The 18,735-nt window shown below is 63.7% G+C and carries 15 protein-coding genes; 12 read left to right on the top strand and 3 right to left on the bottom strand.

The features are described from left to right. Positions 1–94 precede the first annotated feature (94 nt). Positions 95–1,303 (bottom strand): Fic family protein, encoded by a 1,209-nt coding sequence (locus ACYVNQ_RS14870; protein ID WP_460903258.1) that lies wholly within the window; start codon positions 1,301–1,303, stop codon positions 95–97. A gap of 588 nt (positions 1,304–1,891) precedes the next feature. Between ACYVNQ_RS14870 and ACYVNQ_RS14865 the strand changes: the two genes are divergently transcribed. The 4 genes from ACYVNQ_RS14865 (at position 1,892) to yjfF (ending at position 6,585) form a co-directional block, all read left to right on the top strand. After that, positions 1,892–2,860, top strand: coding sequence for an ABC transporter substrate-binding protein (locus ACYVNQ_RS14865; protein ID WP_460903257.1), 969 nt, complete (start codon positions 1,892–1,894; stop codon positions 2,858–2,860). A gap of 85 nt (positions 2,861–2,945) precedes the next feature. Next, the gene (locus ACYVNQ_RS14860; RefSeq protein WP_460903256.1) at positions 2,946–4,460 is read left to right on the top strand and encodes a sugar ABC transporter ATP-binding protein; all 1,515 of its coding nucleotides are present in this window, start codon (positions 2,946–2,948) and stop codon (positions 4,458–4,460) included. After that, on the top strand, positions 4,457–5,494 hold the full coding sequence (locus ACYVNQ_RS14855) for an ABC transporter permease (protein WP_460903255.1): 1,038 nt from the start codon (positions 4,457–4,459) through the stop codon (positions 5,492–5,494). The genes ACYVNQ_RS14860 and ACYVNQ_RS14855 overlap by 4 nt, the downstream gene beginning before the upstream one ends. Further along, positions 5,491–6,585 (top strand): galactofuranose ABC transporter, permease protein YjfF, encoded by a 1,095-nt coding sequence (yjfF, locus tag ACYVNQ_RS14850; RefSeq protein ID WP_460903254.1) that lies wholly within the window; start codon positions 5,491–5,493, stop codon positions 6,583–6,585. Before ACYVNQ_RS14855 ends, yjfF begins: the two co-directional genes overlap by 4 nt. 156 nt (positions 6,586–6,741) lie before the next feature. Here yjfF and ACYVNQ_RS14845 read toward each other — a convergent pair whose 3' ends face one another. Continuing rightward, positions 6,742–7,488, bottom strand: coding sequence for a YceH family protein (locus ACYVNQ_RS14845; RefSeq protein WP_460903253.1), 747 nt, complete (start codon positions 7,486–7,488; stop codon positions 6,742–6,744). Positions 7,489–7,642: 154 nt separating this feature from the next. After that, positions 7,643–9,037 carry an FAD-binding oxidoreductase gene (locus tag ACYVNQ_RS14840; RefSeq protein ID WP_460903252.1) on the bottom strand — a complete coding sequence of 465 codons (1,395 nt, stop codon included), beginning with the start codon at positions 9,035–9,037 and terminating at the stop codon, positions 7,643–7,645. 630 nt (positions 9,038–9,667) lie between these two features. Here ACYVNQ_RS14840 and ACYVNQ_RS14835 point away from each other — a divergent pair. The 8 genes from ACYVNQ_RS14835 (at position 9,668) to ACYVNQ_RS14800 (ending at position 18,655) form a co-directional block, all read left to right on the top strand. Continuing rightward, positions 9,668–10,888: a phytanoyl-CoA dioxygenase family protein gene (locus ACYVNQ_RS14835; protein WP_460903251.1), complete on the top strand. Its 1,221-nt coding sequence runs from the start codon at positions 9,668–9,670 to the stop codon at positions 10,886–10,888. Between the two features lie 76 nt (positions 10,889–10,964). Continuing rightward, positions 10,965–12,161 carry a fumarylacetoacetate hydrolase family protein gene (locus tag ACYVNQ_RS14830; protein WP_460903250.1) on the top strand — a complete coding sequence of 399 codons (1,197 nt, stop codon included), beginning with the start codon at positions 10,965–10,967 and terminating at the stop codon, positions 12,159–12,161. A 481-nt stretch (positions 12,162–12,642) separates the two neighbouring features. Further along, on the top strand, positions 12,643–13,737 hold the full coding sequence (locus tag ACYVNQ_RS14825) for an ABC transporter ATP-binding protein (RefSeq protein WP_460903249.1): 1,095 nt from the start codon (positions 12,643–12,645) through the stop codon (positions 13,735–13,737). Further along, positions 13,724–14,836 carry an ABC transporter ATP-binding protein gene (locus ACYVNQ_RS14820; RefSeq protein ID WP_460903248.1) on the top strand — a complete coding sequence of 371 codons (1,113 nt, stop codon included), beginning with the start codon at positions 13,724–13,726 and terminating at the stop codon, positions 14,834–14,836. Before ACYVNQ_RS14825 ends, ACYVNQ_RS14820 begins: the two co-directional genes overlap by 14 nt. Continuing rightward, positions 14,833–15,726, top strand: a complete 894-nt coding sequence (locus tag ACYVNQ_RS14815; protein ID WP_460903247.1) for a carbohydrate ABC transporter permease — start codon at positions 14,833–14,835, stop codon at positions 15,724–15,726. Before ACYVNQ_RS14820 ends, ACYVNQ_RS14815 begins: the two co-directional genes overlap by 4 nt. After that, entirely contained in the window at positions 15,719–16,540 is an 822-nt protein-coding gene (locus tag ACYVNQ_RS14810) for a carbohydrate ABC transporter permease (protein ID WP_460903246.1), read from the top strand. The genes ACYVNQ_RS14815 and ACYVNQ_RS14810 overlap by 8 nt, the downstream gene beginning before the upstream one ends. Continuing rightward, entirely contained in the window at positions 16,540–16,821 is a 282-nt protein-coding gene (locus ACYVNQ_RS14805; RefSeq protein WP_460903245.1) for a DUF2160 domain-containing protein, read from the top strand. Before ACYVNQ_RS14810 ends, ACYVNQ_RS14805 begins: the two co-directional genes overlap by 1 nt. A 91-nt stretch (positions 16,822–16,912) precedes the next feature. Beyond that, a complete protein-coding gene (locus tag ACYVNQ_RS14800) occupies positions 16,913–18,655 on the top strand; it encodes an ABC transporter substrate-binding protein (RefSeq protein ID WP_460903244.1) in 1,743 nt (580 codons plus the stop codon). Positions 18,656–18,735 lie beyond the last annotated feature (80 nt).

Genomic DNA, 18,735 nt, shown 5'->3' with positions numbered 1-18,735 from the left:
AACGGCAGGGATATCCGGTGACCCGCATGGTCGCATTGTTTGCGTCGCGCGCGAAGCATAAAGCAGAAAAGGCGGCGCAAATTGCGTTGCGCTGTCACATGGCGCGTCGCGTTGCGCCCGCCTCGGGTTCGCTCGCGCCGGCTGCGTGAGCCCCGGCTGCGCCGGGCGCCGCCGGATGCGGCGCGGTATGCGGCAGCGCCAGCTCATACGCAGTGCTGCGCCCGCCGCCGTCGGCGCGCCGCAACACGCCGCGCGCGATCAGTTCGTTGATGTCGCGCAACGCGGTATCGGCCGAGCATTTCGCAATCGCCGCCCATTTGCTGCTGGTGAGCTTGCCGTCGAAACCGTCGAGCAGCCGGTTGAGCAGTCTGGTCTGCCGTTCGTTCAGCGGCACGCCAGCCATCTGCCGCCAGAAGCGCGATTTGGCGAGCACCGCGTCGAGTGTCTGTTGCGCCGCTTCGAGTGCGCGTTGCAGGGTCTGGAGGAACCACGTCAGCCAGGCGGTGACCTCCAGCGTGCCTTTCTGCGTGCGCTCGAGAATCTCGTAATAGTTGCGCCGCTCGCGCTGGATCTGTGCCGACAGGCTGTAAAAGCGCTGGTCGCCATGATCGAACTGCGCGAGCAGCATGTCGCCCACGGCGCGCGCGATGCGGCCGTTGCCGTCGTCGAACGGATGCAGCGTGACGAACCACAAATGGGCGAGGCCGGCCTTCAACACCGGATGGTGATCGTAGTTGTTGTTGAACCAGTCGATAAAGCGCGCCATGCCGTCTTCGATGCGTTCCGCGGGGGGCGCCTCGAAGTGCACGCGCTGCCGGCCGATCGGTCCGGACACGACTTGCATCGGGCCGCGCGCGTCGTCGCGAAAAGCGCCGACGCGGATCGGCGTGAGACCGCTGTAGCCGGTAGGAAAGAGCGCCGCGTGCCAGCCGAACAACCGCTCGCGCGTGAGTAGCGCGTTGCAGTGCGTGGTGGCGTCGAGCACCATCTCGACGACGCCTTCGACGTGACGGTCGACCGGCGCCAGCGCGCCGATATCGACGCCCAGCCGACGCGCGATCGACGAGCGCACCGAACGGGCGTCGAGTGCTTCGCCTTCGATCTCACTGGTTTTCAGCACGTCGGCCGTGAGCGCGGCCAGGTTCGCCTCGCCACGCTGCGCGATGCCGACGTCCATCAGACGGCCGAGCAGCAGCCCTTGCGCGCCGGTGACCGCGGCGAGCAACGGGGCCAGCGAGGCAAGGTCGTAGCGCCACTGCGGCCAGTCTGGCGCTGACCAGATGTACAGGTAATCTCCGCTCATGATGCGGAGATTATCGCGGGTATTCACCGCATCCGCAAGTTATTCGCCGCACAAGATGCGGAGAATCGGCACCGATTCTCCGCATGGACGCGGCCGGGCGTACGCCATTAGCCCGACTAAAGCGCATTACTGTGCCGCCGCTAAATCCACAAAGCGCTAAATAGTAGGACTATATCGAGCGTTATGCGTAATCGCACCAGATAGTGGAAAAATCGCCGGCAGGCGTCGCGAAGGCGCCGTGCAGTTGTCGCCCAGTTGTTGAAACGGCAACCCTGGCGCGAGCTATGCAGGCAGGATGCAGCGCTTCCACAAGCGTTGGAAGGCTCGGGAAAACACCAATCACTCGCTGTTCGGCAGGTGGATATAGTTTGGCTATTCAGCGGTCCGCTTCCGGGAGGGCGTGCAGCAGCGCGCACAGGTGGACGGCTGGCGGCGAGAGTCGCATCAGACGTTTCGAGTTGGGCTGTTCAACGATCGAGCAGTGTGGTGAGAGGTGGCGCCGGCATCCGCCGTCACGTCGTACATGCAGGCACGCCGGTAAGCGGTGTCGCGCGCCGAAAATTAAATGAAATAAATCGGAGACAGTAAATGGATCACACGAGACGCCTGACACTTGCCGCGCTGGCCGGCGCGGCGCTGCTGTTCGGGGCCAGCATCAACGGCCACGCCGAAGGCAAGCAGATCACGCTCGGCTTCGCGCAGGTTGGCGCCGAAAGCGCGTGGCGCACCGCCAACACGGTGTCGGTCAAACAGGCCGCGAAAGACGCCGGGGTCAACCTGAAGTTTTCCGATGCGCAGCAAAAGCAGGAAAACCAGATCAAGGCGATTCGCTCGTATATCGCGCAGAAGGTGGACGTGATTGCCTTCTCGCCGGTGGTCGAGTCCGGCTGGGAGCCGGTGCTGACCGAAGCGAAGGCCGCGAAGATTCCGGTGATCCTGACCGACCGCAACATCGACGTGAAAGACACGTCGCTGTACGCCACGATGATCGGCTCGGACTTCCTCGAAGAAGGGCGTCGCGGCGGCCGCTGGCTCGAAGAGCGTTACAAGAACGAAAAAGGTCCGATCAACATCGTCGAACTGCAGGGCACGGTGGGCTCGGCGCCCGCTAACGACCGGCACGGCGGCCTGATGGAAGTGATCAAGAACGATCCGAAGTTCAAGATCATCGCGTCGCAAAGCGGCGACTTCACGCTGGCCGGCGGCAAGCAGGTGATGGAAGCGTTCGCGAAGACCTACGGCAAGCAGATCAACGTGGTCTACGCGCACAACGACGACATGGCGCTCGGCGCGATCCAGGCGATGGAAGAAGCGGGCCTGAAGCCGGGCAAGGACATCAGCGTGGTGTCGTTCGACGCGACCAAGGGCGGCTTCGAAGCGATGATCGCCGGCAAGATCAATGTCGACGTCGAATGCAGCCCGCTGCTCGGACCGCAACTGATGACCGCCGCGAAGGATCTGGTGGCCGGCAAGACGCTGCCCAAGCGCATCACCACCGAAGAAACGGTGTTCCCGATGAGCGTCGCCGCGCAGATTCTGCCGCAGCGCAAGTACTGAGCATTGCACGCAAGTCCGGCGCCGGCCGCGGTTGCGGCGCGCCGGACTTTTCTTTAGTGCCGGTCTTTTTCTCTCCGCTACGCTCATGAGCGCTTCACCGATTCTCGAGACTATCGGCATCAGCAAAACGTTTCCTGGCGTCAAGGCGTTGCAAGGCGTCGATTTCCGGCTGTTCCCCGGCGAGATCCATACGCTGATGGGCCAGAACGGCGCAGGCAAGTCGACGCTGATCAACGTGCTGACCGGCGTGCATGCCTACGATGCCGGCGAAATCCGCCTCGCCGGCACGCCGGTGCAGTTCGATATGCCGCTTGAGGCCGAAGCCGCCGGCATTCGCACGCTGTACCAGGAAGTGAATTTGTGCCCGAACCTGTCGGTCGCGGAAAACATTTTTGCCGGCCGGCATCTGAAGCGGCGTGGCGCGATCGACTGGAAAAGCATTCACACGCAAGCCGAAGCAGCGCTCGCGGAACTGAACGTTTCGCTCGACGTAACGCGCTCGCTCGACGCGTATCCGATCGCCGTGCAGCAGATGGTGGCGATCGCGCGCGCGGTGTCGGTCGATGCGCGCGTGCTGATTCTCGACGAGCCGACCTCGAGTCTCGACGACGGCGAAGTCGCGCGGCTGTTCGACGTGTTGCGCAAGCTGAAGCAGTCGGGCATCGGCATCCTGTTCGTCACGCACTTTCTGGAGCAGACCTACGCGGTGTCGGATCGCATCACGGTGATGCGCAACGGCGAGCGCGAGGGCGAATATCTGGCGAAGGATCTGCCGGTCGAAGAGCTGGTCGCGAAGATGGTCGGCCATGCGCGCATGACCGAGCGGTTAAAGCGCGCGGCCACCGAAGCGCCCGCGCCGGTCGACGCGGCGGCGCCGCTGTTCGAGATGCGCGGCGTCGGGCGGCGCGGCTTGCTGAACCCGATCGACCTCGACGTGCGGCCGGGGCAGATTCTCGGCTTGGCCGGTCTGCTCGGCTCGGGGCGCACGGAGACCGCCAAACTGCTGTTCGGCGCGGAAAAATCCGATGAAGGCACGATGCTCGCGAATAACAAGCGCGTGAAGATGCGCTCGCCGCACGACGCGGTGCGTCACGGCATCGGCTATTGCCCGGAAGACCGCAAGAAGGAAGGCATCGTCGCGGATCTGTCGATTCGCGAAAACATCGTGTTCGCGCTGCAGGCGCGGCGCGGCTGGTGGCGTGCGATCAGCAAGACAAAGCAGCGCGAAATGGCCGACGAATACATCAAGATGCTCGGCATCAAGGCACGCGACGCGGAAATGCCGCTTGGCCAGCTGTCGGGCGGCAACCAGCAGAAGGTGCTGCTCGCGCGCTGGCTCGCGACCGAACCGAAGATGCTGATTCTCGACGAACCCACGCGCGGCATCGACGTCGCCGCCAAATTCGAAATCATGGACCGTGTGCTGGCGCTGTGCGCGAAGGGGCTCGGGATGTTGTTCATCTCATCCGAAGTGAGCGAGGTGGTGCGCGTGAGCCACCGCATCGCGGTGTTGCGCGACCGGCGCAAGGTGGCGGAGGTGGCCGGCAATGCGGTGACCGAAGATCAGGTCTATCAGCTGATTGCAGGGGGCGAACAATGAAGGCAATCAAGGCCGCGTTGCAGCATTCGCTGGTATGGCCGGCGTTGACGCTGGTGCTGCTGATTCTGCTCGACGTTGCGCACCGTGCCGATTTTCTGGCGATCACGATGCTCGACGGTCATCTGTTCGGCGCGCCGATCGACATCCTGAATCGCGCCGCGCCGCTGGTGATCGTGTCGCTCGGCATGACGCTGGTGATCGCGACGCGCGGTATCGATATCTCGGTGGGCGCGGTGGTGGCGATCGCCGGCGCGGCGGCGGCGACGATTCTGGCCGATGCGCCTTCGCAGGTGCCGCTCGCCGTGATCGCGGCGCTGGTGGTGGGGCTTGCGGCAGGGGTGTGGAACGGCTTGCTGGTCGCCTACGTCGGCATGCAGCCGATCATCGCGACACTGATTCTGATGGTGGCGGGCCGCGGCGTCGCGCAGTTGCTGACCGGCGGCCAGATCATTCCGATCGGGGCGCCAGGCTATCTGGTGCTCGGCGGCGGCTATCTCGCGCACGTGCCGTGCTCGGTGTGGGCCGCGATCGGCGTGACCGCCGCGATCGCGATCCTGATGAGCCGCACCGCGCTCGGCCTGTTTATCCGCGCGATCGGCGTGAACCCGGTGGCGACGCGTCTGGTCGGGCTGCGCGCCAGTGCGATCGTCTTCAGCGCGTATGTGTTTTCGGGGTTGACGGCGGCGATTGCCGGCGTGCTGATGAGTTCGAATGTGCGCAGCGCGGACGGCAACAACGCGGGGCTGTTGCTCGAACTCGATGCGATTCTGGCGGTGACGCTGGGTGGCACCTCGCTGACCGGCGGCAAATTCAGCCTCGCCGGCACCGTGCTCGGTGCGCTGATCATCCAGACGCTGACGTACACCACGTATTCGATCGGCGTGCCGCCGGAAGCGACGCTAGTGGTGAAAGCGATTGTCGTGCTGCTGGTCAGCGTGATCCAGTCGGCCACCGCGCGCACGTTCGTGGTCAGACATGTGCGGCGCGCATTCCTGTTCGCGCAATCCAAACCGGTCAGCGAGGCTGCAAAATGAAAAAATTCATGGCCCGTCTGCTCGACCCTCGCACGCTGCCGATCGTCGTGACGATCGTGTTGTTCTGCGTGCTGTTCGGCTTCGGCTCGGTGATGTACACCGGCTTCTTCTCGCTGCAGGTGCTGTTGGGCCTGCTGGTCGACAACGCGTTCCTGCTGATCGTCGCGCTCGGCATGACTTTTGTGATCGTGTCCGGCGGCATCGACTTGTCGGTCGGTTCGGTGGTCGCCTTGACGACCATCCTGTGCGCGGTCGCCGCGCAGTGGTGGCACTGGCCGATCTGGGTGATCGTGCCGCTGGTGCTGCTGTTCGGCGCGCTGTTCGGCGCCGCAATGGGTGCATTGATTCACTTCTTCAAGCTGCAGCCGTTTATCGTCACGCTGGCCGGGATGTTTCTCGCGCGCGGCGCGTGCTTTCTGATCACGACGCAGTCGATCACGATCAATGAGCCGACCTTTCATGCGGTTGCGTCGTTCAGTGTGCCGGTGGGCAGCGGCACGCTCAATTCGGGCGCGCTGATCGGCATCGTTGCGCTGCTGGTGGCGATTTATATCGCGCATTACACGCGCTTTGGCCGCAACGTCTATGCGATCGGCGGCAACGAGCGCTCGGCGCTGCTGATGGGCTTGCCGGTGGCGCGCACGAAAGTGCTGGTGTACGCATTGAGCGGTTTCTGCTCGGCACTCGGCGGTGTGGTGTTCACGCTGTATCTGCTGTCGGGTTACGGGCTGCAGGGGCAGGGCATGGAGCTCGATGCGATCGCCGCAACGGTGATCGGCGGCACGCTGCTGACCGGTGGCGTCGGCTATGTGTTCGGCTCGGTGTTCGGGGTCGGCATTCTCGGCACGATCCAGACGCTGATCACCTTCGATGGCACGCTGAGCTCGTGGTGGACGCGGATCGTGATCGGCACGCTGCTGTGCGCATTCTGCCTGCTGCAACGTGTGATCGAGCGGCATGCGGCGCGCCGCAAGTCGAACGGGACGGGCCTGCATGCGCGCGCGAAAACGGGCCGCGATGCGGAGAACGCGCCGGCTGCCGATACGAAGGACAAGCCGGGGCTGGCCGCGATGATCACGCGGCGGACGTGATCGCGGTGTGAAGAGCGGTTGGTGCTAGCGGTGCGCGGCGCACCACGGGCGGTGCGTGTAGCGCCGGTGCCTGGGTTGTGCTGGCGTTTGCATTGCCGGCGCGCGCATAGTTAGTGCGCGGTTGCCGGTGCGTGCATCGCCAATGCCCGTGCGCCGTTACTGCGCGCTTTGCGTGGCATCGCTCTCGCCGTCGCTGTCGCTGTCGGTCGCGATACCGAGTTCCGCGGCCATCCGCCCGACCAGCGCTTCGAGCCGCGCGAACTTGCCGGCCAATTCGGCGTAGTCCGCGCGTAGCGCATCCAGTTCGTCGCTCGCCGCGCGGCTATCGGTAGCGCCGTACGACGGCGCAGCCGCGCCTCCATGCGTTTCGCCGACATGCACGTCGCCGCACAGCAGATGCACCCAGCGGCTCTCGCGCTCGCCCGGTGTGCGCGGCAATTTCAGCACATATGGCGCATCGCGCGTCGCCAGTTCGTCGAGAAACGCTTCGACCGACGACGTATCCGCGAACGAGTGCAGACGGGTGGTGCCAAGGCGCAATTCCGCCGCGGTCTGCGGGCCGCGCAGCAGCAGGGCGGTCAACAGCGCCGCCGACTGACGCGGAATGCCGAGCACGCGTTCAAGATTGTGCTCGAAGCGCGGCACACGGCTGCTGCTGCCTTCGAACACGAGACTCAGCCGTTTCAGGCTTTCCAGCGCACTCAGCACTTCGGCTTCGCTGGCATTCATGACCGGCGAACGTGAGGTTTTCTGGTTGCAGCCGAGGGTCAGCGCATTCAGCGACAGCGGGTAGGTATCGGGCACCGTGTGCTGCTTTTCGAACAGCACGCCGAGCACGCGCGCTTCGAGCGGGGTCAGCTCGCGCAGTGCCGGGCGCGGTGAATCGTCGACGGTGGAGTTCATCTGATATCGGGTTGGTTGGGGCGGGCAACCGCGATTGTCCGTCAAAACCCGGTCCGGCTTCAAATTCCGGCGCACGGCGAAGCGCAGGCGCGGTCGATCCGCGCCCGCGGCCAGGCAGACCGCGGGCGCGGTGAGCAGCGCTTCGACGCCGCTTTCAGGCAGATGCCGACGGCTTGATGTTCTGGTTAGTGCGGAACAGATTGCCCGGATCGTAGCGATCCTTCACCGCGACGAGCCGCTCGTAGTTCGGCCCGTACGCCGCGCCGACGCGGTCGGTCTCTTCCTCGGTCAGGAAATTCACATACACGCTGCCGAGCGCGAACGGCGCCGCAGCCTCGAAGAACGCACGCGCCCAGGCGATGCACTGCGCGTCGTCGGCCGCGTCGCTCCAGCGGCCATGCACGTTCATCACGTACTGCGCGTCCCGGCTCGAATACGACGTGGCATCCGCGGCGACGCGCATGGTCGCGCCGCCGACCTGGCCAAAGAAAATCTCGCATTGCGGCGACGGCAGTTTGCCGAGCGAATCGAGCAGCGCATCGATCAGGCCGTCGGGTATCTCGGCCAGATTGTGCGACTTCCAGTAGTTGCGTTCCCCCGGCGTCAGCAGCGGATCGAAAGCCTGCTGCCACGCCGCGTACGGCATCGGCCCGAGGTGCTCGCCCCATGGCGTGCCGAAGCGGCGCACCAGTTCGGTTGCGCGCGGGCCGTCCGCGAGCGGACCGGTGTAGCACACGGCGAAGGCGATCATCGGTTTGCCGTGCACGTCGGCCGGCAGGAACGGCAGCGGCGGTGCGAGCCGCAGCACGCTCCATACCGTCAGCTCATCCGGCATCGACGCGACCGCCTCGCGATATTTGACCAGCGCGCTGCGCGCTTCGTCGAGCGGCAGCACCACCAGACCGCCGAATACTTCGGGGCCCACCGGATGCAGCTGAAATTCGAATAGCGTGACCACGCCGAAGTTGCCACCGCCGCCGCGAATCGCCCAGAACAGATCCGGGTGCGAGTCTGCGCTGCAGTGCAAGAGTTCGCCGTCGGCCGTGACGATGTCGGCCGACAGCAGGTTGTCCACCGACATGCCGTAGCGGCGGCTCAGCCAGCCGAAACCGCCGCCGAGCGTCAGTCCGGCGACGCCCGTGGTCGAGTTGATGCCGAGCGGCACGGCCAGCCCGAAGGCCTGCGCTTCATGATCGAAGTCGTGCAGCGTGCAACCGGGTTCGACATACGCGCGGCGCGCTGCCGGGTCGATGCGCGCCGACTTCATCGCAGACAGATCGATCACCAGGCCGTCGTCGCAGATCGCGCTGCCGGCGATGTTGTGGCCGCCGCCGCGCATCGCGAGCAGCAAGCCGTTGTCGCGTGCGAAGCCCACCGCGTAGCGCACGTCGGCTACGCCCGCGCAGCGCACGATCGCCGCCGGACGCCGGTCGATCATCGCGTTCCAGATGCTGCGCGCTTCGTCGTAGCCTGTGTCGCCGGGCACGTAGAGTTGACCACGCAACGTGGCCTTCATTTCATCGACAGCGCTCTTCGACAGATTCGGCATCGCATCTCTCCTGATCGGTGGGTCATTATTCAGACGCTTCCCTGTCACGAACATGGTTCGGAAGCCTGAACGCTTTCAGATCAGTAAACGAGTGCGGTATGCCGGACACAAACTAAGGTTAACCCGCGAGGTGGCGCGCAACCGCGTGCGAGCGGCAGTGGACGCGCGCGAGCGGGTACGTGAAATGCGCCGCGAGCCGTTCTGCATGGCCGGGCGACGGATGGAATGCTTCGGGAAAACAGGGAAAAGTGAATCAACGGTGCGTAGGCCTGCGCCAGCTATGCGCAAGAGCGCCATAGCGATCGCGGCGCGTATCGAACGTACGCGCCGGCGATCGTCACATGCCGCACGTCAGTGGAAAATCAGATAAAGAATCACCAGCACAATCACCGGTACACCTAGCATCCAACCGATCAGGTAAGGCATTTTCTCTCTCCTCCTGCGACTGCCGAAGCCCGACTGGCTTCGCGAACGCAGCGCGTACAGGGCAAGTCGCAAGGCGCGTACCTGCGTCCGGCGCTGGTCTGCACAATGGCGTTTGCCGGCGGGATGAACACAACCTTCATGGCGGCGCGGTGCTCTGGTATGTTGTCGAAGTACCGCCGACAAGGCGGCAAAAAGGAGACGACGATGCCTACAGACGGGTTACCGCAACCAGCATCATCACCGGAATGGTTTCGCGCAGACGGCTGCTCGCTCGCCGATTTCACCACGCAGATCGCCGCTGCCAAAACCGCGCAGCGTGTGGAATTTGCGCAGGCGGTGGCGCACGACATTCCGCTCTACGATTGCCGCAGCCTACGCAGCACACTCGACGACGCGCCAGCACAAGCAGCCTTGTTGACGGAGTGGAGCGCGGTGCTGCGCGACGGCGCGGGCGTGCTGGTGCTGCAGCACGCGTATGAAGATACCGCGCCAATCGACGCCGCCTCTGCGTGCTTCGATGCGATCATCGCCGACGAGCGCGCCGGCGGAGGCAGCGGCGGCGACCACTTCGCAAAGGCCGGCGCCAACGACCGTATCTGGAACGCGCTGGAAAAGCTTTGTCTGCGCGAGCCCGCCACCTTCGTGCGCTACTACGCGAACCGGTTCGTCGCGGCGGCCGCCGACGCCTGGCTCGGCCCGCACTGGCAGATGACCTCGCAGGTTAACGTGGTACGTCCCGGCGGTGCCGCGCAGCAGGCGCACCGCGACTATCACCTCGGCTTTCAAAGCGCGGCCGACGCCGCGCGTTATCCGGCGCATGTGCATGGGATGTCGCCGTTTCTCACCTTGCAAGGCGCGCTGGCGCACTGCGACATGCCGGTCGAAAGCGGACCGACCAAGCTGCTGCCCGGTTCGCAACGCTACGCGCCAGGTTACCTCGCATGGCGGCGCGACGACTTCCGCGGCTATTTCGAAGCGCACTGCGTGCAACTGCCGCTCGCGAAGGGCGACGCACTGTTTTTCAACCCGGCGCTGTTTCATGCGGCCGGCACCAATCGCACGCAGCACATCGCGCGCATGGCGAACCTGCTGCAGATTTCATCGGCCTACGGGCGCGCGATGGAGACGGTCGACCGCGTGCAGATGTGCGAGGCGATCTACCCGGTGCTCGCCGAACATCGCGCGCGCGCCAGCCTCGACGCGGCGCATCTGAATGCGGCGATTGCCTGTTGCGCCGAAGGCTATCCGTTTCCGACCAATCTCGATCGCGACCCGCCGCTCGACGGACTCGCGCCGCCGAGCCAGCAGATGCTGTTGCAAGAAGCGCTGGCGGGCGCATGGTCGCATCAGCAGTTCGTCGCCGCACTGCATCGGCAGCAGTGGCGTCGCAGCAGCGGCGACGTGCGCGAGCAGGTTGCATCGTGATGTTGCAACGCGCGGCAACAAGGTTTTTTCTGCAGTCCACTCTCCCGTCCAACCCACGGTTCCACTCCTAACGTCTATGCAAACCCTCTCTGCTTCAGCCTGTTTACCCGACGATCTCGAACATGCACTGCTGATTGGCCGCGTCTGGCGGCGCGACGGCGCACACGAAGGGCCGTGTGTGATCGCCGTGCGCGGCGGCCAGGTATTCGACATCACGCAAACCGTCTCGACCACCGCCGATCTGTTCGATCGCGACGATGCCGCGCAAGTCGCGCGCGAGGCGCCCGGCGTAGCGCTCGGCCCGGTGCAGGCGCTGGTCGAAGCGAACTTCGCCGCGCCGGCGGCGGACGTGTCCAGCGTGCCGCGGCTGCTCGCACCCTGCGACGTGCAGGCCATCAAGGCCGCCGGCGTCACCTTTGCGGTGAGCCTGCTAGAGCGCGTGATCGAAGAGCAGGCCGGCGGCGATCCGGCCAAGGCGAGAGAAGTGCGCGAGACCATCACCGCACTGATCGGCACCGATCTGTCGAAGGTCAAGCCGGGCTCGGAAGCGGCCACGCAGCTGAAGGCCGAACTCGAACGGCGCGGCGCATGGTCGCAATACATGGAGGTGGGCATCGGGCCGGATGCTGAGGTGTTTTCCAAATCGCAGCCGATGTCGTCGGTCGGCTTCGGCGCGGATATCGGCTTGCTGGCGGCTTCGGTATGGAACAATCCGGAGCCGGAAATCGTGCTGGCCGTCAACGGCGCGGGACGCATCGTCGGCGCGACGCTTGGCAACGACGTCAATCTGCGCGATATCGAAGGGCGTTCCGCGTTGCTGCTCGGCAAGTGCAAGGACAATAACGGCTCATGCTCGATCGGGCCGTTCGTGCGCCTGTTCGACCGGCACTTCACGCTCGACACGGTGCGCGCGGCCAGCCTGTCGCTGCGCGTCGAGGGTGCGGACGACGGCTTCGTGCTGGAAGGCGTCAGCCATATGCGCGAAATCAGCCGCGATCCGCAAGACCTCGTCGAGCAGACCTGCGGCCGGCACCATCAGTACCCGGACGGCTTCATGTTGTTCCTCGGCACGATGTTCTCGCCGATCAAGGACCGCGATGCGCCTGGCGGCGGGTTTACGCATCATCTGGGCGACGTCGTGACGATCTCGACGCCGTCGCTCGGTGCGCTCGTGAATACCGTGCGGCTGTGCACGGAAATCGAGCCGTGGACATTCGGCGTGCGTGCGCTTTATCGGAGTCTCGCCGAACGCGGGCTGCTTCACGCGCGCTGATTCTGCGTTCTGGTCTGGTTTTTAGCGCACTGCTGCGGTCTAGCCTAACCGCAGCGGTGCTGTGAAACGTCGCGGAGGTCTTGCTGCCTGAATCGCGCGTGCTCGACGTTTCGCGTCATACATGGCTTGTTTCCTGATCCCCGCGTTTACCCCTCCATTTGTGCCGCAACCAGGCGGGCGCGTGCCACGCGCCCGTACGCCGCGCATCGTTCAATGCGGTCGAATGCGGCGTCTCTTTCCGATAAGCTAACTTGTGTCTTTCGATATTCATCCTGCATTGCGTGATGCGTAAGGCATATGGATGTTATGTGTTTCAAGTTTGTATGGTTAACCCCGATTTAAACGTAAACGAACAAAAGGGACATTCTCAATGTTGTTTTGATTTCATTTTTGAACATTAGCCGGCGATCGACCGCGACGCACGCCACGCACTGGCAGGACAAAAGCAGCACCTGACAAGCATTAAAAAAAGGAGAGCGATTTGGTCTTGGAACTGGAACGGGTCACCGTTGTGGCAGGCGGTGTGACGCATCTGTATGGCGTCGATCTGCGGCTCGTCCCGGGTGCGATCAACGTGCTGCTCGGGCCGACCCAGGCGGGCAAGACCACGCTGATGCGTGTGATGGCCGGGCTCGACCGGCCGAACAGCGGCCGCGTGCTGGTCGACGGCCGCGATGTGACCGGCGTCAGCGTGCGCGAGCGCAATCTCGCGATGGTGTATCAACAGTTCATCAATTACCCGGCGATGACGGTGTTCGACAACATCGCGTCGCCGCTGAAGCTGCAAAAGACCGAACCCGCCGAAATCCGCCGCCGTGTGCAGGAAGTGGCGGCGCGCCTGCATATCGAACATCTGCTCGAACGGCGCCCCGGCGAGCTGTCGGGTGGCCAGCAGCAGCGTTGCGCGCTGGCCCGTGCGCTGGCCAAACGCACGTCGCTGGTATTGCTCGACGAACCGCTCGTCAACCTCGATTACAAGCTGCGGGAAGAGCTGCGCGCGGAACTCGGCACGCTGTTCACGGGTAGCCAGACGACGGTTGTGTACGCAACCACCGACCCGCTCGAAGCGTTGCTGCTGGGCGGCTATACGGCGATCGTCGACAAGGGCCGCGTGCTGCAATTCGGGCCGACGCTCGACGTGTATAACGCACCGGTCAGCGTCGATGCGGCCGCCGTGTTCAACGATCCGCCGATGAACATGCTGCAAAGCGAATTGACCGGCGACGGCCGCGTGCGGCTGCCGATCGGCATCGAGGTGCCGGTGCGCACCGGGCAGGGCGCACACGGTGCGTGCCGGATCGGCATTCGCCCCGGACATCTGCGCCTTGCGCCGAACCGCGCGCAGGCTGTTGCAGTGCCATGCCGCCTCGAGCTGGCCGAACTGAGCGGCTCCGAAACCTATCTGCATCTGCACACGATGACCGGCGACATCGATCTGGTGGCGCAATTGCAGGGTGTGCATCAGATCGGACTCGGCACGCAGCTGGACGTGTACGTCGATCCGGACGAGCTGTTCATATTCGGCGCGGACACCAAGCTGGTTTCCAGCCCGGAGGCGGCTTATGGCGCGCATTGAATTTCAGAACCTCGCGCACGCATACCGGCCGAACCCCGCTTCGCTCGACGACTACGCGCTGCAGCCGATGAGCATGGTGTGGGACGACGGCGGCGCTTATGCGCTGCTCGGCCCATCCGGCTGCGGCAAGACCACGCTGCTCAATATCGTGTCGGGGCTCATTACGCCATCCGAAGGCAAGGTGCTGTTCAACGGGCGCGACGTGACTACGCAAGGTGCGCGCGAACGCAATATCGCGCAGGTGTTCCAGTTTCCGGTGATCTACGACACGATGAGCGTGTTCGACAATCTTGCGTTTCCGCTGCGCAACCGTCATGTGCCGGCGGCGGAGGTGACGCAGCGCGTGCATGAAGTCGCCGAGATTCTCGACATGACGCGCGATCTGCCGCGCAAGGCGAGCAACCTCGCCGCCGATGCGAAGCAGAAGATTTCGCTAGGACGCGGGCTGGTGCGCAAGGACGTCGCGGCGATTCTGTTCGACGAGCCGCTCACGGTGATCGATCCACATATGAAGTGGATCTTGCGCCGCCAGCTAAAGAAGATTCACCAGCAGCTCAAGCTCACGCTGATCTACGTCACGCACGATCAGGTCGAGGCGCTGACCTTCGCGGACGAAGTGGTGGTGATGACCAACGGCCGGGTCGTGCAGAAAGGCGGCCCGGAGGCGCTGTTTTTGCGGCCTGACCACGCGTTCGTCGGGTATTTCATCGGCAGCCCGGGTATGAACCTGTGTCCGGTCGAACTCGATGCGGATGGCCTGAAAATCGGCGCGCAGCGCGTCGCGCTCGACGCCGATCTGTGCGCCGCGCTCAAATCGGCCAGCGGGCCGTTGCAGCTCGGCATCCGGCCTGAATTCGTGCGGCTCGCGCACGAAGGCGAGGCGGGCGCGGTCCGCGCGCAATTGTTGCGCGCGCAACAGCTCGGCAACTATCAGCTGGTTGCCGCGCAATGCGACGGCCAGCTGTTCAACGCGAAAATCGAACCGCATCTGCGGGTACCCGACGGCGCGCTGTGGCTGAAAGTCGTGGCGCCCGAAACGGTGTTCTTCAGCAGCGACGAACGCATTCCGATTCACCTCGCCGAGAGGGCCGCCCGATGAACAAGCCGATCAACCAGAAGGCCTGGCTGCTGGTCGTGCCGGTGTTTATCTGCGTCGCGTTTTCGGCGATCCTGCCGCTGATGACGGTGGTCAACTATTCGGTGCAGGACATCATCAGCCCGACGCAGCACGTGTTCGTCGGCACCGAGTGGTTCCGCAACACGATGACGGACCCCGATCTGCGCGGCGCGCTCGGCAGGCAGATCATCTTTTCGGTGTGTGTGCTGCTGTTCGAGATTCCGTTAGGCGTCGCGCTTGCGCTGGCGATGCCTGCGTCGGGGTGGCGCGCATCGGCCTCGCTGGTGATTCTGGCGATGCCGCTGCTGATTCCATGGAACGTGGTCGGCACGATCTGGCAGATTTTCGGGCGGCCCGACATCGGCTTGCTCGGCTATTGGCTCAATCACATCGGCTTCGACTACAACTACACGGCCAGCCCGACCGCCGCGTGGCTCACGGTGCTGGTGATGGACATCTGGCACTGGACGCCGCTGGTCGCATTGCTGTGCTACGCCGGTTTGCGCGCGATTCCCGATGCGTTCTATCAGGCCGCGGAAATCGACGGCGCGAGCCGCTTTGCGGTGTTTCGCTACATCGAACTGCCGAAGATGCGCGGCGTGCTGATGATCGCGGTGCTGCTGCGCTTTATGGACAGTTTCATGATCTATACCGAGCCGTTCGTGCTGACCGGCGGCGGCCCCGGCGATTCGACCACGTTCCTGAGCCAGTACCTGACGCAGAAGGCGGTAGGCCAGTTCGACCTTGGCCCGGCGGCGGCGTTTTCGCTGATCTACTTCCTGATCATCCTGCTGCTGTGCTTCATTCTGTACAACTGGATGAGCCGCGTCGGCAAGGGCGGGCCAGCCGCGCAAGGGGACGATCATGCGTAAGGAAGCGCAAAAAAGACGCTGGATACGCGCGCTGGTACTGATCGTCTACATGCTGTTCGCGCTGATTCCGCTGTACTGGATGCTGTCGATCTCGCTGCGCACCAACGAAGAAACGATGTCGGCGTTCTCGACGATCCCGCAGCACATCACCTTCGAAAACTACAAGGTGATCTTTGTCGATCCGTCGTGGTACTGGGGCTATATCAACTCGATCATCTACGTGCTGATGAACACGGTGATGTCGGTGCTGGTCGCGCTGCCGGCCGCGTACGCGTTTTCGCGCTATCGCTTTCTCGGCGACAAGCACATGTTCTTCTGGCTGCTGACCAACCGGATGACGCCGCCCGCGGTGTTTCTGCTGCCGTTTTTCCAGCTGTATTCGAGCCTCGGCCTGCAGGACACGTATATCGCGGTCGCGCTTGCGCACATGCTGTTCAACGTGCCGCTCGCGGTGTGGATTCTCGAAGGCTTCATGTCCGGCGTATCGCGTGAAATCGACGAAACCGCTTATATCGACGGTTATTCGTTTCCGGCCTTCTTCGTGAAGATCTTCCTGCCGCTGATCAAATCGGGCGTCGGTGTCACGGCGTTTTTCTGCTTTATGTTCAGCTGGGTCGAACTGCTGCTGGCGCGCACGCTGACCACCGTCAACGCGAAGCCGATCGCAGCGGTGATGACGCGCACGGTGTCGGCCGCCGGGATGGATTGGGGCGTGCTGTCGGCCGCGGGCGTGCTGACCATCGTGCCGGGCGCGCTGGTCATCTACTTCGTGCGCAACTACATCGCGAAGGGCTTCGCAATGGGGAGAGTGTGATGCTCACATGGATGTACTGGACACCGGAAGTCGCCACTTTCTTCATCTGCGTGGTGGTGATGCTGGCGGGCATGACGGTGTGGGAGTTGCGTGTGCCTACCTCCGAGCGCAAAGGCTTTCTGCCGATCGCAACCACGCGCGGCGACCGCCTGTTTATCGGCTTGCTGGCAGCGGCCTACGTGAATCTCGGCTGGGTGGCGGTGACCAGCGAAGGCGCCAGTTCGTGGCCGGGCTTTGCGCTATCGGTCGTGGTGTTGCTGATCGTGATGTGGAAGGGATAGCAGGGTTAGTCCGCTTCGAAGACCGGTCCCGTTGATGCCCCGTGCGGCCGCCGGCGGAATGCCAAGGGGTGTGGAGACACAGGAGAAGACCATGCAACACAGCAGACGGATCGTCGCGCTCGCGGTGGCAGGCGCCGTTGCAGGCGGCCTGGCGAGCCATGCCGCGCAGGCGGGCACGGCCGAAGCGCAGAAGTGGGTCGACAGCGAGTTTCAGCCCAGCACGCTGACCAAGCAGCAGCAGATGGACGAGATGAAATGGTTCATCGACACCGCTGCCAAGCTCAAGTCGCAAGGCGTGAAGGAAGTCCATGTGGTATCCGAAACGATCGACACGCATATCTACGAGTCGAAGACGCTCGCCAAGGCGTTCACGGAAATCACCGGCATTCCGGTCAAGCACGACATCATCCAGGAGGGGGACGTAGTCGAGAAGCTGCAGACGTCGATGCAGTCGGGCCAAAGCATCTACGACGGCTGGATTTCCGATTCGGACCTGATCGGCACGCACTATCGCTATGGCGTGATCGTCCCGCTGTCCGACTATATGGCGGGCGAGGGCAAGCAATACACGAACCCTGGGCTCGACATCAAGGATTTCATCGGCACGAGCTTTACCACCGCACCGGATAAAAAACTTTATCAGCTGCCCGACCAGCAGTTTGCCAACCTGTACTGGTTCCGTGCCGACTGGTTCGGGCGCAAGGACCTGCAGGACAAGTTCAAGGCCAAATACGGTTATGACCTCGGCGTGCCGGTCAACTGGTCCGCGTACGAGGACATCGCCGAATTCTTCACCAACGACGTGAAGACCGTCGATGGCGAGAAAGTCTATGGGCATATGGACTACGGCAAGAAAGACCCGTCGCTCGGCTGGCGCTTCACGGATGCATGGCTGTCGATGGCGGGCGAAGCGGACAAGGGCATTCCGAACGGCATGCCAGTCGACGAATGGGGCATTCGCGTGACGCCCGACGGCTGCCATCCGGTCGGCGCATCGGTGTCGCGCGGCGGCGGCACGAATAGCCCGGCCGCGGTCTACGCGACCACCAAGTACATCGACTGGCTGAAGAAATACGCGCCGCCGGAAGCGTCGGGCATGACGTTCAGCGAAGCCGGCCCAGTGCCGGCTCAAGGCCGCATCGCGCAACAGGTGTTCTGGTACACGGCCTTCACTGCATCGATGCTCAAGCCCGGCAACGTGACGAATCCGGACGGCACGCCGAAGTGGCGCATGGCGCCGTCGCCGCATGGCGCGTACTGGAAGGACGGCATGCAGAACGGCTACCAGGACGTCGGTTCGTGGACCTTCTTCAAGTCGACGCCGCCGAACCAGCGCGCAGCCGCATGGCTGTATGCGCAGTTCGTCACGTCGAAGTCGGTATCGCTGAAGAAGTCGATCGTCGGGCTCACGTTTATTCGCGATTCGGACATCCATAGCGATTACTTCACGAAGAACGCGGATAAATACGGCGGCCTGATCGAGTTCTATCGCAGCCCGGCGCGCGTCGCATGGACGCCGACCGGCAACAACGTGCCTGACTATCCGAAGATGGCGCAACTGTGGTGGAAGAACGTCGGCACGGCCGTGGCCGGCGAGAAGACGCCGCAGGCTGCGATGGACAATCTCGCGAAGGAAATGGACCAGGTGCTGGCGCGTTTGCAGCGCGCAGGGATGAAGTCATGCGCGCCTGAGCTGAATCCGGAAAGCGATCCGTCGAAGTGGCTGTCCGATCAGCACGCGCCGTGGAAGAAGCTCGCTAACGAGAAGCCGAAAGGCGAGACCGTCAAGTACGAGCAGTTGCTTTCGGCGTGGAAAGAAGGACGGGTGCGGTAAGGCGCTTTAAAGCCGGCGCTTCAAAGTCGAGGCTTTAAAGCCGACGCTTTGAGGCCAGAACAATCAGCAGATCAACCGCG

It is taken from the genome of Paraburkholderia jirisanensis (assembly GCF_054782355.1).
The sequence above is the reverse complement of the archived record's forward strand: the minus strand, read 5'-3'. Positions and strand labels throughout refer to the sequence as shown.